The sequence below is a fragment of the Stenotrophomonas sp. YJH_SMC_46 genome, assembly GCF_059370315.1.
Genome location: NZ_JCAFTO010000002.1, coordinates 1 through 14,297 on the forward strand (window position 1 = coordinate 1; position 14,297 = coordinate 14,297).

General features: G+C 68.0%; 12 protein-coding genes and 1 rRNA gene. 7 read left to right on the forward strand and 6 right to left on the reverse strand.

The genetic code is table 11. From position 1 onward, the window contains the following. Positions 1 to 3: 3 nt before the first annotated feature. Positions 4 to 118: ribosomal RNA gene (gene rrf, locus AC5P8C_RS05015) — 5S ribosomal RNA — on the forward strand. A gap of 479 nt (positions 119 to 597) precedes the next feature. Here rrf and AC5P8C_RS05020 read toward each other — a convergent pair. The 3 genes from AC5P8C_RS05020 to hemH all read right to left on the reverse strand — a co-directional run bounded on the left by AC5P8C_RS05020 (position 598) and on the right by hemH (position 4,807). Further along, positions 598 to 2,703: a methyl-accepting chemotaxis protein gene (locus AC5P8C_RS05020; protein WP_495218395.1), complete on the reverse strand. Its 2,106-nt coding sequence runs from the start codon at positions 2,701 to 2,703 to the stop codon at positions 598 to 600. 290 nt (positions 2,704 to 2,993) lie between these two features. Further along, complete coding sequence (locus AC5P8C_RS05025) at positions 2,994 to 3,848, reverse strand: alpha/beta fold hydrolase (protein ID WP_019661775.1); 855 nt, start codon at positions 3,846 to 3,848, stop codon at positions 2,994 to 2,996. After that, positions 3,845 to 4,807, reverse strand: a complete 963-nt coding sequence (gene hemH / locus AC5P8C_RS05030; RefSeq protein ID WP_019661774.1) for a ferrochelatase — start codon at positions 4,805 to 4,807, stop codon at positions 3,845 to 3,847. The genes AC5P8C_RS05025 and hemH overlap by 4 nt, the downstream gene beginning before the upstream one ends. Positions 4,808 to 4,972: 165 nt before the next feature. Between hemH and AC5P8C_RS05035 the strand changes: the two genes are divergently transcribed. The 4 genes from AC5P8C_RS05035 (at position 4,973) to tatC (ending at position 7,389) form a co-directional block, all read left to right on the forward strand. Continuing rightward, the gene (locus AC5P8C_RS05035; RefSeq protein WP_495218396.1) at positions 4,973 to 5,863 is read left to right on the forward strand and encodes a lipid-binding SYLF domain-containing protein; all 891 of its coding nucleotides are present in this window, start codon (positions 4,973 to 4,975) and stop codon (positions 5,861 to 5,863) included. A 75-nt stretch (positions 5,864 to 5,938) separates the two neighbouring features. After that, the gene (gene tatA, locus AC5P8C_RS05040) at positions 5,939 to 6,166 is read left to right on the forward strand and encodes a Sec-independent protein translocase subunit TatA (protein WP_026347229.1); all 228 of its coding nucleotides are present in this window, start codon (positions 5,939 to 5,941) and stop codon (positions 6,164 to 6,166) included. Positions 6,167 to 6,181: 15 nt separating this feature from the next. After that, positions 6,182 to 6,643, forward strand: a complete 462-nt coding sequence (gene tatB, locus AC5P8C_RS05045; protein WP_019661771.1) for a Sec-independent protein translocase protein TatB — start codon at positions 6,182 to 6,184, stop codon at positions 6,641 to 6,643. Continuing rightward, on the forward strand, positions 6,640 to 7,389 hold the full coding sequence (gene tatC, locus AC5P8C_RS05050; protein ID WP_058979271.1) for a twin-arginine translocase subunit TatC: 750 nt from the start codon (positions 6,640 to 6,642) through the stop codon (positions 7,387 to 7,389). The genes tatB and tatC overlap by 4 nt, the downstream gene beginning before the upstream one ends. Positions 7,390 to 7,474: 85 nt before the next feature. Here the strand turns inward: tatC and AC5P8C_RS05055 are convergent, their stop codons facing one another. The 3 genes from AC5P8C_RS05055 to AC5P8C_RS05065 are packed head-to-tail and all read right to left on the reverse strand — an operon-like array spanning position 7,475 to position 10,989. Continuing rightward, complete coding sequence (locus AC5P8C_RS05055; protein ID WP_019661770.1) at positions 7,475 to 8,386, reverse strand: BPSS1780 family membrane protein; 912 nt, start codon at positions 8,384 to 8,386, stop codon at positions 7,475 to 7,477. 49 nt (positions 8,387 to 8,435) lie between these two features. Then, a complete protein-coding gene (locus AC5P8C_RS05060) occupies positions 8,436 to 9,182 on the reverse strand; it encodes a glutamine amidotransferase (RefSeq protein ID WP_134732171.1) in 747 nt (248 codons plus the stop codon). Further along, positions 9,154 to 10,989 (reverse strand): GspE/PulE family protein, encoded by a 1,836-nt coding sequence (locus AC5P8C_RS05065; protein ID WP_233653522.1) that lies wholly within the window; start codon positions 10,987 to 10,989, stop codon positions 9,154 to 9,156. The genes AC5P8C_RS05060 and AC5P8C_RS05065 overlap by 29 nt, the downstream gene beginning before the upstream one ends. 83 nt (positions 10,990 to 11,072) lie before the next feature. Here AC5P8C_RS05065 and glyQ point away from each other — a divergent pair, with 83 nt between their 5' ends. Together glyQ and glyS are read left to right on the forward strand one after the other, a co-directional pair. Further along, the gene (gene glyQ, locus AC5P8C_RS05070; protein ID WP_019661767.1) at positions 11,073 to 11,984 is read left to right on the forward strand and encodes a glycine--tRNA ligase subunit alpha; all 912 of its coding nucleotides are present in this window, start codon (positions 11,073 to 11,075) and stop codon (positions 11,982 to 11,984) included. A gap of 73 nt (positions 11,985 to 12,057) precedes the next feature. Then, positions 12,058 to 14,133 carry a glycine--tRNA ligase subunit beta gene (glyS, locus tag AC5P8C_RS05075; RefSeq protein WP_019661766.1) on the forward strand — a complete coding sequence of 692 codons (2,076 nt, stop codon included), beginning with the start codon at positions 12,058 to 12,060 and terminating at the stop codon, positions 14,131 to 14,133. Positions 14,134 to 14,297: the final 164 nt, after the last annotated feature.

A 14,297-nucleotide genomic window follows, 5' to 3' on the forward strand; every position in this document is an offset into this window, starting at 1 on the left:
CTCCCTGGTGAAATTAGCGCTGTGGAACCACCCGATCCCATCCCGAACTCGGAAGTGAAACGCAGCTGCGCCGATGGTAGTGTGGCTCAAGCCATGCGAGAGTAGGTCATCGCCAGGGTTTACACCCAAAACCCCGCTGCTCACGCAGCGGGGTTTTTCTTTGTGCGCGGTAAACACCGGGTAGTGCCGGCCGCTGGCCGGCAACCCGACGGTGTTACATCGCCCGGTAGATCCACGCCATCCGTGGATCCCCCTGCGAGGAACAGCGGCGCCAACCAAGGTTGGCCGCTACCAACAGCAGGCGCACACAGCGGTCGTTTGCCGGCCAGCGGCCGGCAACTTTGTGCGCGGTAAACACCGGGTAGTGCCGGCCGCTGGCCGGCAACCCGATGGCATTACATCGCCCGGTAGATCCACGCCATGCGTGGATACCCCCTGCGAGGAGCAGCGGTGCCAACCAAGGTTGGCCGCTACCAACAGCAGGCCCACACAGCAATCGGTTGCCGGCCAGCGGCCGGCACTACCAGGGGCAGGTCACGCATAAAAAGACGGCGCCCTGCGGGCGCCGTCCTCATCCACTCGCTTGGCAGACCCTGATCAGGCGGCCCGCGGGACCTCGTGTGCTTCCTGCTGGCGGAAGACCGACACCGCTTCAGTCAGCGTCCCAGCCTGCGACTGCAGCTCACGTGCGGCAGCGGTGGCCTCCTCCACCAGCGCCGCGTTCTGCTGCGTGGCCTGATCCATCTGCACCACGGTCTGGTTGATCTGCTCGATGCCAACCGACTGCTCCTGAGAGGCCGCCGAGATCTCGTGCATCAGGTGGCTGACATTCTCAACGCCACCGACAATGCCCTGCATCCGCTGGCCCGCATCGGCCACCAGCTGGGCACCTTCGCCCACCTGGCGACCCGCCTCATCGATCAGCTTCTTGATTTCCTGTGCGGCGGCGGCGGAGCGCTGCGCCAGCACGCGCACCTCGCTGGCCACCACTGCGAAGCCGCGGCCCTGCTCGCCGGCACGGGCGGCCTCCACTGCCGCGTTGAGCGCGAGGATATTGGTCTGGAAGGCGATGCCATCGATCACGCCAGTGATGTCGCCGATCCGCTTCGAGGCTCCCTCGATCGCCTGCATGGTGTCGACGACCCGCTGCATGGCGACGTTGCCGTCGCTGGCGGCGCTCTGGGTGGTGATCGCCAGCTGGCTCGCCTCGCGCGCATGGGCAGCGTTCTGGCGCACGGTGGCGGTCAGCTCTTCCATCGAAGCGGCGGTTTCCTGCAGGTGCGCTGCCTGGCGCTCGCTGCGCTCGGACAGCGCGCCGTTGCCCGCAGCGATTTCGCTCGCAGCGGTGCTGATCAAGGACGCGCACTGCTGGATACGGCCCACCATGCGCGCCAGCTGGCCGGCGGTGGCGTTGGCATCGCGCTGGATCGCGGCAAAGGCGCCGTGATACTCACCATGCATGCGTCGATCGAGGTCGCCGCTGGCCAGCGCCGAGAGCATCTGCCGCACCTCGTCAACCGTACTGCCCAACGTATCCAGCAACTGGTTGATGCCACCGGTGAGGCCATCGAGGAAGCTGGCACCTTCGGTTGCCTGCAGGCGCTGGTCGAGGTCGCCGGCGGCGGCGGCCGCGACGATGCCGGCGACGGCGTTCTCCAACGCGAGCTCATGGGTACGGTCATGCCACTCCACGGCGAAGCCCAGGCGCACGCCCTGTGCGTCGAAGACCGGAGTAACCACCTGTGCGAAGTGCACCGGGCCGATCTGTACCTTGCCGTTGTGGCTGACCTGCAGGCCATTGAGGATGGCGCGGATCCGGTCCGGGTTGGCGTGGAAGCGATGGATGCTGCTACCGACCAGGCGCTCGGCATCGAAATCGGGGAAGGCCTGGCGCAACGTTGCCTGCTGGTTACGCAGCAGGGCCACCACCGAGCGGTTCACGTAGCGGATCACGTGATCGTTGTCGGCAATCATCATCGCGGTGCGCGAGGCATCGAGGGCCTGGCGGATCTGCGCGTTCTCGGCGTGTGCCTCCGCTTCGCGTCCACGCTGGGCCTGCACATGGCGTGCGGTGTCGGCCAGCGCATGGGCCAGCGAACCTGGTGCGTAGGCGGTGGTGTCAGCATGTGCACCAAGATCGGCGCCGGTGGCGATGTCGCGCGCCAGCGCGGCCAGCCGGCGGGGACCGTGGCCGAGTGCTTCGGTCTGCTGGCGGAGCCGCAGTGCGACCTGGCCAAGGAACAGGGTCAGGCCGGCCAGCATCGCGGCCTGCAGCAGCGCCGGCCACAGCGCAGTACCGTCCAGCAGCGGTGCCAGCAGGGAGAGCGTACCGACGCCACCGGCCAGCCACACCGGAAGGCGATCACGGTGGCCCAGCAGCACGCCCAGCAGCAGGGCAATCGGCAATGCCGGTGACAGGCTGATGATCGCGCACAACACGGCCAGCTGCAGCGACAACAGCAACGCCAGACCGTTGCGGGCGACGGCCCGGCCCGCCTGGGGGCCGCCCAACCACGCGGCTGGCAATACGGCGACGGCCGCCAACGCGGCGGCTTGTGCCTGCGGCCCACGCAGCGCCAGCACCAGGGCAGCCATAGCCAATATCCCGCTGCCGATCAGCAGGCGGCGGTCAGCGCGGCGCGCGAGCTGCTGCAGATGCGGCAGGCGGGCGGTATCGGGGGGACGGGAGGATGCAACGGACATCGGCGACTCCTGGGTCAGCTAAAGACAACGGCCACGCCGCAACGCACCCAGCAGGGCGTGACGAGGGCGGGTGCCGGGAATTCGGGGAATGCGACGCGATCAGCGACGCGCAGACGGGGCACCGTGGCCACATCCTGTGGATGACGGTGCAGCAGAGCGGGCATGCGGACTTCCTTGCAGGACCAGACACACGCCGCAGGCCCGACCGGGTCCGCGTGCGGCGGGCGCAGGGGCCCGCAACTGATGTATCGGCCGCAACTGCGCGGAGTGAAGTGCGCGAACGCCGCGAATCAGCCGGCGTTGTCGTTGCTGAAGAAGTGCAGGATCACGTCTGCGATCTGTTCCGGGTTTTCCATGTGCAGGTGATGGTTGCCGGGAAACACCGCCAGCCGCCCGTTGCGCAGGTGCTGCAGGCGCTCGCTGCGCATCGGCTCGGGGTAGTAGGACTGCGCAGGCGTGGCATAGATTACCTGCGTCGGGCAGGCGATGGCCTGCAGCAGGTTGTCGATCTGGCCTTCGCTGAGGCGGATCGCGGTGGGCAGCATCAGCCGCGGATCGCTGCACCAGCGGTAGCCGCCCTCGACCGGTTCCACGCCCCGCTCGACCAGCAGCCGTGCGCATCCTTCGCTGAGCTGGTTGGTCATCATCCGCGCACGGATCGGCGCGGCCAGGTCAGGGAACACGCGCAACTGCTTGCGTGCCAGTCCCCGCGTGGCGTTTACATGTTCACGCAGACGGTTGGCCGTTTCTTCCTCGGGGCCACGCAGGCCGCCCAGTGCTTCGATCGCCACCAGCCGCTCCACGCGGTCGCTGACCGAGGCGGTGAGACTGGCGATGCCGGCGCCCATTGAATGACCGAGCAGGCTGAAGCGGTCCCAGCCCAGCGCGTCGGCGACATCGAGTACGTGGCAGATCGCGGCGGCCGTGGTGTAGCTGGCACCGGCCGGCAGGTGCGCGCTGTGGCCATGCCCGGGCAGGTCGATGGCCACCAGCTGCAACGGCGACAGGTGCGGCGCCAGCGGCACGAAGCTGGCCGCATTGTCGAGCCAGCCATGCAGGGCCAGCACGCGCGGGCCGTCGCCGTGATTGCGCAGGCCGGCGACGCGCGCGCCACCGACCTCCAGTTCAAACGGCTGCAGACTCATGCCAGCGAGGCCACGGCCAGCCGCGCCAGGGCGCGAGCGTGTTCCGGATCGGCGTTGAGGCAGGGGATGTAGCGCATCGTCGCGCCGCGCTCGGCCAGCGTCTCGGTGAAGCCCAGCGCCACTTCCTCCAGCGTTTCCAGGCAATCGGTGGCAAAGCCCGGGCAGACCACGTCGATCTGCTTCACGCCGGATTCGGCCAGCGCCCACAGGCTGGGCTCGGCATACGGCTGCAGCCAGCGCTCGCGGCCGAAGCGCGACTGGTAACCCATCTGCCAGTCGTCCCTGCCCAGGCCCAGTGCGTGGGCGATGGCCTGCGCGCTTGCCTCGCAGCGCTGCGGATACGGGTCGCCCGCGTCGGCCAGGCGCTGTGGGATGCCATGGAAGGAGAACATCAGTTTCCGGCCGCGACCGTGCTGCTCCCAGTAGCGGCGGATCGATCCGGCCACGGCCTCGACCCAGCCTGGATCGACCGAGTAATCGCGCACCAGGCTGACGGTTACGCCTGGGTTGCGGCGCTGCCACGCATCGACGCGGTCTTCGACCGAGGCGGTGGTGGTGGTGGAGTACTGCGGGTACAGCGGCAGCACCACGATGCGGCGCGCGCCGTCGGCTGCCAGGCGGTCGAGCTCGCTGGCCAGCGCCGGTTCGCCGTAACGCATCGCATGGCGCACTGTCAGGGTCGGCAACAGGGCCTGCATGGCCTGCGCCAGCTGGCGTGTATGCACCATCAGCGGTGAGCCGTCGGGCAGCCAGACCTGGGCGTACTTGGCCGCCGAACGACTGCTGCGCAGGGGCAGGATCAGTCCGCGCAGCAGCGGCTGCCACAGCAGTGGCGGGATCGCGACCACGCGGCGGTCGGACAGGAATTCGGCCAGGTAACGGCGTACGGCGGGGGCCGTCGGCGTCTCGGGCGTGCCTAGGTTGACCGCCAGCACGGCGGTATCGGGTGCGTCGAGCATGGGCGGTATTGTCGCCGATCCGGCGCCGTGCCGGGATGCAGGGTTCGGATTGCAGGCATAGCGCGCATCAATGTGAGCAGGGAACGCTCATTGGGGATTCATGACAACGCTACTAATTTCAGTCACTTGCTATATCTTCCTATGGACTGACTTCTGGAGCCTGCCATGCGTCGCCCGATCCAAGCCCTGCTGATCGCCGCCAGCCTGCTGTCCAGCCAGGCCATGGCCGGACCGCAGGAAGACCAGCGTGCGCGCAATGCCGTGCGCGTGCTTGCTGAAATCCAGGAAATCCCCGAACAGGGCATTCCGGACAAACTGCTCGACGAAGGCCGCGCGGTCATCGTCATTCCCGACACGATCAAGGCCGGTCTGGTCATTGGTGGTCGTCGTGGCCACGGCCTGATGTCGGTGCGCATGCCCAACGGCGCCTGGTCCAATCCGGTGTTCGTGAAGCTGACCGGCGGCAGCATCGGCTTCCAGGCCGGCGTGCAGTCCTCGGACGTGGTGCTGGTGTTCCGCAACGACCGCAGCCTGGACAACCTGGTCAATGGCAAGTTCACGCTGGGCGCCGATGCCGGTGTCGCCGCCGGCCCGGTCGGCCGCAATGCCGCCGCTGCCACCGACGGCCAGCTGAAGGCCGAGATCTGGTCCTGGTCGCGCGCGCGCGGCCTGTTTGCCGGCGTCGCGCTGGATGGTGCGGTGCTGCAGATCGATGATGCCGCCAATCTGGATGCCTACGGCAGCAACACCACGCCGCGCATGATCTTCGAAGGCCGCGCTGCCGGTTCGCCGTCGATGGATGTGGTGGCCTTCCGTGACCGCCTGGAAGAGGCCACCTACGCTGCACGCAGCAACCGCAGCGGCAACGGCAGCGCACCGCGTCCGGCAGCGGCCCCGGCGGTTGAGCCGGCGCCTGTTCAGGCAGCACCGGCCGCCCCGGCGGAAGCCACCACGGCGCCGCTGCAGAACGTGCCGCAGACCCCGCCACCGCAGCAGCAGGGCTTCCAGCCGGTCAATGACGGCGAAATCCGCACGGAAACGCTGGGCGGGAACTGACTTTCGTCACGCGCGCCGGCTTACAGCCGGTGCGCTATGCTCGACAGCCTGATCACTAACGTAACGAGCGTCTTTATGGGCAGTTTCAGCATCTGGCATTGGTTGGTCGTGCTGGCCATCGTCCTGCTGGTGTTCGGCACCAAGCGCCTGACCAGTGGCGCCAAGGACCTCGGCTCGGCGGTCAAGGAATTCAAGAAGGGCATGCGCGACGACGACAAGCCGAACGCGCAGCTGGGCGACGAGTCGCGCAGCCAGGATGCCTCGCGCACCGTGCAGGACGAGCACGACCGCAACCCACGCTGATCCGGAGCGGTCGCGGTGTTCGATATCGGCTTCAGCGAACTGCTGGTGATTGCCGTGGTCGCTCTGGTGGTGCTCGGTCCCGAGCGCCTGCCCAAGGCGGCCCGCTTCGCCGGCCTGTGGGTGCGTCGTGCCCGCAACCAGTGGGATTCGGTGAAACAGGAACTGGAGCGCGAACTGCACGCCGAAGAGATCAAGCGGCAGATGCAGGACGTGCGCCAAGGCATGCAGGACACCGAGAACCAGCTGCGCGCCAGTGGCGAAGCGCTCCGTCGCCAGGCCCAGCAGGCGCGGCAGCAGGGCGACGATCTGGCGCAGGAAGTGCGAGCACCGGCGCAGGCCGATCTGCCGCCGCACATGATTGCCCAGCCCGGCGTGGACCCACCGGCCCAGGCTGGCGCCGTTGCCGGGGCGGCTGCAGACGCGCCCGCTGAAGCAGCCGCGACACCGCCGCCGCAGAGCACGGAGCGCCAGCCATGAGTGAACAGGATTTCGGCGAAAGCTCGCTGGTCGAGCATCTGGTGGAACTGCGCGGCCGCCTGGTGCGCGCATTGCTGGGCCTGGGCGTGGTGCTGCTGGCGCTGCTGCCGTTTACCCAGAAGCTGTACAACGCACTGGCCGAACCGCTGGTGTCGCAGCTGCCGAACGGGCAGACGATGATCGCCACCAACCCGGCCGGCGCCTTCTTCGCCCCGCTGAAGCTGACCTTCTTCGTCGCCCTGTTCGTGGCGGTGCCGTGGCTGCTGTACCAGTTGTGGGCGTTTGTTGCCCCGGGCCTGTACGCGCGTGAGAAACGCCTGGCCGTACCGCTGCTGGTGTCGTCGGTGCTGCTGTTCTACATCGGCTGCGCCTTCGCCTACTTCCTGGTGCTGCCGGCGGTGTTCCACTTCCTCACCACCTTCAGCCCGGACGTGATCGCGATCACCCCGGATGCGAACGCCTACCTGGATTTCGTGCTGGCGATCTTCTTCGCCTTCGGCGGCAGCTTCGAACTGCCGGTGGCGATGGTGATCCTGGTGCTGCTGGGCTGGGTGACGCCGCAGCAGTTCAAGGAAGGCCGTGGCTACGCAATCGTCGGCATCTTCGTGGTAGCCGCAGTGCTGACTCCGCCGGACGTGGTCTCGCAGCTGATGCTGGCGATCCCGATGTGCCTGCTGTACGAGCTGGGCATCCACGCCGCACGCTGGCTGGTGCCGTCGTCGGTAGTGAAGAAACCCGCCGCGTGATGCGGTAGCGCCGGGCCATGCCCGGCGTGCGGGGTGCGATGTGATGCCACCGCCGGGCATGGCCCGGCGCTACCGGTGGGACCGGTCAGGCGTGGAACACGTCGCTCGAGGTCGGCGTGGTCGGGATCGGCGGCGCTGCACGGCTGCCGCGATGCACGAACATCTGCTTCCACGCGGCGTAGACCGCACCGACATACAGCGGCATCAGCACCGTGGTCAGTACCAGCTGGGCGATGAAGGCCGCGGCCAGCGGGCCACCGATCAGCATCGCGATCTGGATCACGATCACGAACAGGATGTACATGCAGAACGCGGCGATCAGGCCGAGTGCGGCGAACACGATCATCGCGCCGATGTTTTCGATGCAGCCCTGCAGGCTCAGGCGCAGCGCATGCATGCCGCTCTGCTTGTCGAACACCACCAGCGCCGGCTGGGTGAACATCGCCAGCGACAGCGCCACCGCGCTCAGGAACACCAGCAGCATCCACAGCGCAATGCGCTTTGCCGGCAGGTTGGCGACCAGCGCGGCGGCATCGTCCGGCTTGATCTGCTGGCCACTGCGGCTGATCTCTTCCATCTTGGTCATGACCTCGCTGAAGGCGGTGAAGCCCTCGCGACCGATCATCATGAACAGCAGCGCGCCCAGCAGCAGTACTGCCAGCACCTGGATCGCCAGCGGCACCAGCAGGTGGCTGACGCGGTGGTCGCGGATCGGCTGCAGCAAGTGCGAGGCCAGGCCCGGGCGGCCTTCGTCGATCTCGCCCACGGCGTAGAGCATGCCGCCGAACATGATCGGCGAGATGGCCAGGGTCATCAGCTGCACGGCCATGCCTGCCGCGCCGGGAATCAGCGTGGACAACAGGGTGACCAGCCAGCTCACCAGCAGCCAGGCCAGGCCGATCCGGGCCAGCTGCAGCGGCGCACGCCGGTACAGGGAGAACGTATCCAGCAACCACTGGGCGCCCGCCGAAGCCGGCAGCTTGCGAATCTCTTTCATGGACATCCGGGAGGGACAGGAGGGGCCGGGCGGCTGCCCGTGCCGCCGATTATCCCTGTTTTGCCATCGGCTGGGCTGAAGACAGCCGCGCCTGGCGCACGAAACGGCGCAACAGCTGGCGGGCCAGCGGCGCGGCGCTGACTGCGCGCTCGATGGTGCGGGCGCAGCCGCCGTGGCGACCGATGCAGTCGGCGCGGGCACGCACGTAGCCTCGCATGTGGTGGGTGGCGAATTCCGGATGGAACTGCACCCCCCAGGCGTGGCGGCCCCAGCGGAATGCATGGCAGCCATCCAGCGGCGAGCGTGCCAGCACCTGGGCACCCTCGGGCGCACGCAGCACGGTCTGCAGGTGGGTGGCGTGGGCGGCGAAATGCTGCGGCAGGCCCTGGAACAACGGGTCCTGTGCCGCCTGCGGCTGCAGTTCCAGTTCGATCGTGCCGGACTCGCGGCCAGCCGGGTTGTAGGCCACCTCGCCCCCCAGCGCATGGGCCAGCAACTGATGGCCATAGCAGATGCCGAACACTGGCAGACCGGCGTGGGCAGTCTGGCGCAGCCATGCCGCGCTGCGCTCGCTCCAGTCGGCGTGGTCGGTGACGAAGGCGGCCGAGCCGGTCACCAGCACGCCAGCAAAGGCATGCGGATCGGGCAGAGCATCACCGTGTTCGACATCGACCACCACCGTCTCGTGTTCTTCCAGTCCGGCGGCGACGCGAATCCAGTGTGGAAAGCGCCCATAGCGGCGCAGCGGCGGCACCGGTCGGCCGGTTTCAACGATCAGGAACGGGGCTGGATTCATCCGGGGGCGGCAGTACTGACAGGACTTCCTCGATTGTAGTCAGCCCCTGCGCCACCTTTTCAAGCCCGGCCTGGCGCAGGGTCCGCAGCCCTTCAGCACGTGCGGCACGGCTGAAACCGGCCAGATCCATGTCGGCGCGGATCTGCCCGCGCAGCCGCGAGCCCAATGGCAGCAACTCATACAGGCCGATGCGGCCAAGGAATCCGGTGCGCCGGCACTCCAGGCAGCCAACCGGCCGACAGGGCGTGGCGGCATCTGGATATGCGCCATCGCTATCAGCCAGCACCGCCCAGTCGGCAGCACCAAGGGTGTGCGGCTGCTTGCAGTGCGGGCACAGCGTGCGCACCAGGCGCTGGGCGAGGATGCCGTTGAGGGTGCTGGCGAGCAGGTAGTGCGGCACGCCCAGGTCGAGCAGGCGGGTGACCGCCGAGGGCGCGTCGTTGGTATGCAGGGTGGACAGCACCAGGTGGCCGGTCAGCGAGGCCTGGACCGCCATCTGCGCGGTCTCCAGGTCGCGGATCTCGCCGATCATGATGATGTCCGGGTCCTGCCGCAGCAGGGTGCGCACGCCGCTGGCGAAGTCCAGGTCGATGTTGGCCTGCACCTGCATCTGGTTGAACTCCGGCGCGATCATCTCGATCGGGTCCTCCACCGTGCACACGTTCACGTCCGGCGTGGCCAGCCGCTTCAGCGTGGAATACAGGGTGGTGGTCTTGCCCGAGCCGGTCGGGCCGGTGACCAGCACGATGCCGTGCGGGCGCTCGACCAGCGCATTCCAGCCGGCGGCCTCCTGCGGGCTGAAACCGAGCTGGTCGATGCTCTTGAACGCGGCATCCGGGTCGAAGATGCGCATCACGCACTTCTCGCCGAAGGCGGTGGGCATGGTCGACAGGCGCATCTCGACCTCGCGGCCACCCGGCGAGCGGGTCTTGATGCGGCCATCCTGCGGGCGTCGGCGCTCGGCCAGGTCCATGCGGCCGAGCACCTTGATACGGCTGACCACCGCGGTCATCACCGCTGGCGGCACCTCGAACACCTTGTGCAGCACGCCGTCGATGCGGAAGCGCATGCGGCCCATCTCGCGACGCGGCTCCAGATGGATGTCCGAGGCGCGCTGTTCGTAGGCGTACTGCAGCAGCCAGTCGACGATGTGCACGATGTGCTGGTCGTCGGCATTGACGTCGCCGGTGCGGCCCAGCTCGACCAGCTGCTCGAAGCTGGGCAGCGTGGTGCTGGCCTCGCCGCGCACGTCGCCGCGGGCACCGCGCACCGAACGCGTCACCCCGTAGAACTCCATGGTGTAGCGGTGCAGGTCCAGCGGGTTGACCACCGCCAGCTCGATGCGGCGGCGGGTCAGGTGCTGCAGGTCACGACGCCATTCCTGCACCAGCGGCTCGCTGGTGGCTACCAGCACGCGCTCGGCATCCACCGCCAGCGGCAGGAAGCGATGGCGGCGGGCGTAGGCATGCGACACCAGCGCGGTCACCGCAGCGACGTCCACCCGGGTCGGGTCGATGCGCAGGTAACGGCTGCCGGTGCGCTGCGCCAGCCACTCGGTCAGGCGTTCCAGGGTCAGTTCGCCGCCGCCCGTGGCGGCCAGCTTGAGGTTGGACAGCAGTACCAGCGGATGCACTTCACTGGCGTTGCGCGCGCCCTGTGCGGAAAATCGCATGCGCTCGCGGTCCTGCTCGGCCACGAGCCCATCGGCGGTCAGGGCCGCGGCAATCTGCTCGAAATGCAGCCGTCCCCAGGGCAGCGGGACGCCGCCCGCCTCGCCGGGCGTGCCTGCCGGCAGCCGATGTTCCATCTGCCTGCTCCTCCCGGGTACGGAATGCCCCGCAGGTCGGCCGTTATACTAGCGCACCCCCTTGCCGGCCAAGACTCGTACGCATGTCCGCGACCCCGACCGTTCCGATCACCTTCCAGGGCCTGATCCAGACCCTGAACCAGTTCTGGGCCCAGCAGGGCTGCGTGCTCATCCAGCCGCTCGACCTGGAGGTGGGTGCCGGTACTTTCCACCCGGCCACCTTCCTGCGTGCGATCGGGCCGGAAAGCTGGAACGCGGCCTACGTGCAGCCGTCGCGGCGCCCGACCGATGGCCGTTACGGTGAGAACCCGAACCGCCTGCAGCGCTACTACCAGTACCAGGTGGCGATGAAGCCGGCGCCGGACAACATCCAGCAGCTGTACCTGGATTCGCTGAAGGCACTGGGCATCGATCCGCTGGTGCACGACCTGCGCTTCGTCGAGGACAACTGGGAATCGCCGACGCTGGGCGCGTGGGGCCTGGGCTGGGAAGTCTGGCTCAACGGCATGGAAGTGACCCAGTTCACCTACTTCCAGCAGGCCGGTGGCCTGGAATGCCGCCCGGTGCTGGGCGAGATCACCTATGGTCTCGAGCGCCTGTGCATGTACCTGCAGAACTGCGACAACGTCTACGACCTGGTCTGGACCTACGGCCCGGACGGCCAGCCGGTGACCTACGGCGACGTCTACCACCAGAACGAGGTGGAGCAGAGCACCTACAACTTCGAATACGCCGACGTGGAAGAAATGTTCCACCGTTTCGACGCCTGCGAGCGCGAAGCGCAGAAGCTGGTGGAAGTAGGCCTGCCGCTGCCGGCCTACGAGCAGGTGATGAAGGCCAGCCACACCTTCAACCTGCTCGATGCGCGCCGCGCGATCAGCGTGACCGAGCGCCAGCGCTACATCCTGCGGGTGCGCGCACTGGCCCAGGCGGTGGCCAAGGCGTATTACGAACAGCGCGAGAAGCTGGGCTTCCCGGGCGCGAAGAAGGCCTGAAGGCCGCGCTCTCCCCCTTACTCCGGGGCGCCGGACGCGTCGCGCGCTGCGCCCCCACCACAGGATTGAAACGATGAGCCAACTGTCCCCCCTGCTGATTGAACTGGGCACCGAAGAGTTGCCGGTCAAGGCGCTGCCGGGCCTGGCCCAGGCCTTCTTTGACGGTGTTGTCGAAGGCCTGCGCAAGCGTGGCATCGCGCTGGAACTGGGCGATGCGCGCCCGCTGTCCACCCCGCGCCGCCTGGCCGTGCTGCTGCCGGGCGTCGGCCTGGAACAGCCGGAACAGCACAGCGAAGTGCTGGGCCCGTATCTGAACATCGCGCTGGACGCCGAAGGCCAGCCGACCAAGGCCCTGCAGGGCTTCGCCGCCAAGGCCGGGATCGACTGGACCGCGCTGGAGAAGACCACCGACAACAAGGGTGAGCGCTTCGTGCACCGCGCGGTGACCCCGGGCGCGAGCACCGCCAGCCTGTTGCCGGAAATCCTGCGCGAGGCGATCGCGGCGATGCCGATTCCCAAGCCGATGCGCTGGGGCGATCACGCCTGGGGCTTCGCGCGCCCGGCGCACTGGCTGGTGCTGCTGCACGGTGCCACTGTGGTCGAGGCCGAACTGTTCGGCCTGCAGGCCGGTCGTGTCAGCCGTGGCCACCGCTTCCACCACGACCAGGCCGTGTCGCTGGCACAGCCGCAGGACTACGTTGAAGCGCTGCGCGCCGCGTTCGTGCTGGTCGATCCGAGCGAGCGCCGCGCACGCATCGTCGCCGAGGTCGAAGCCGCCGCAGCCAAGGCCGGTGGCAGTGCCCGCATCACCGAGGACAACCTGGAGCAGGTGGTGAACCTGGTCGAATGGCCGTCGGCAGTGCTGTGCAGCTTCGAGCCCGCGTTCCTGGCGGTGCCGCAGGAAGCGCTGATCGAGACGATGGAAATCAACCAGAAGTTCTTCCCGGTGCTGGATGCGGCCGGCACGCTGACCGAGAAGTTCATCGGCATTGCCAACATCGAGTCGAAGAACGTGGCCGAAGTGGCCAAGGGCTACGAGCGGGTGATCCGCCCGCGCTTCGCCGATGCCAAGTTCTTCTTCGACGAGGATCTGAAGCAGGGCCTGGTGTCGATGGGTGAGGGCCTGAAGACGGTGACCTACCAGGCCAAGCTGGGCAGCGTGGCCGACAAGGTGGCGCGCGTGGCCGCACTGGCCGAAGTGATCGCAGCCCAGGTCGGTGCCGATCCGGCGCAGGCCAAGCGGGCTGCCGAGCTGGCCAAGAACGACCTGCAGTCGCGCATGGTCAACGAATTCCCGGAACTGCAGGGCATCGCCGGCCGCCACTACGCCGTGGCAGGTGGTGAATCGGCCGAGGTTGCGCTGGCCATCGACGAGGCCTACCAGCCGCGGTTCGGTGGTGATGACATCGCGCTGTCGCCGCTGGGCAAGGTGCTGGCCATCGCCGAACGCGTGGATACGCTGGCCGGTGGTTTTGCTGCAGGCCTGAAGCCGACCGGCAACAAGGACCCGTTCGCCCTGCGCCGCAACGCGCTGGGCCTGGCCCGCACGATCATCGAAAGCGGCTTCGAGCTGGACCTGCGCGCGCTGCTGGCCAGCGCCAACGGCGGCCTGGCGGCGCGCAACGTGCAGGCCGACGTCGGCGAGCTGTACGACTTCATCCTCGACCGCCTGAAGGGCTACTACGGCGACAAGGGCGTGCCGGCTTCACACTTCAACGCTGTGGCCGAGCTGAAACCGGCCTCGCTGTACGACTTCGACCGCCGCCTGGATGCGATCGGCATCTTTGCGACGCTGCCGGAAGCCGAAGCGCTGGCCGCGGCCAACAAGCGCATCCGCAACATCCTGCGCAAGGCCGAGGGCGAGATTCCGGCGCAGATCGACGCGGCACTGCTGCAGGAAGATGCCGAGCGCGCGCTGGCCGAAGCGGTCACCGCCGCCATCGATGACACCGGCGCCAGCCTGCACCAGAAGGACTATGTGGCGGCGCTGGCACGCCTGGCGCGCCTGCGTCCGCAGGTCGACGCGTTCTTCGATGGCGTGATGGTCAACGCGGAAGATCCGGCACTGCGTGGCAACCGCCTGGCGCTGCTGACGATGCTGGGCGAGCGCCTGGGCAAGGTGGCGGCGATCGAGCATCTGTCGAGCTGACGCCCGTATCGGTAGTGCCGGCCAGCGGCCGGCACTACCGGAACATCGCCGGCGGATGTCCATCGGGATCATCGCCGTCGCCGCACGCGACGTCGGCATCCTCGCGTGCGATCCCGATGATCGCCACAAAGGCGCGTATTTTGACCGCCACTTAACAACCGATC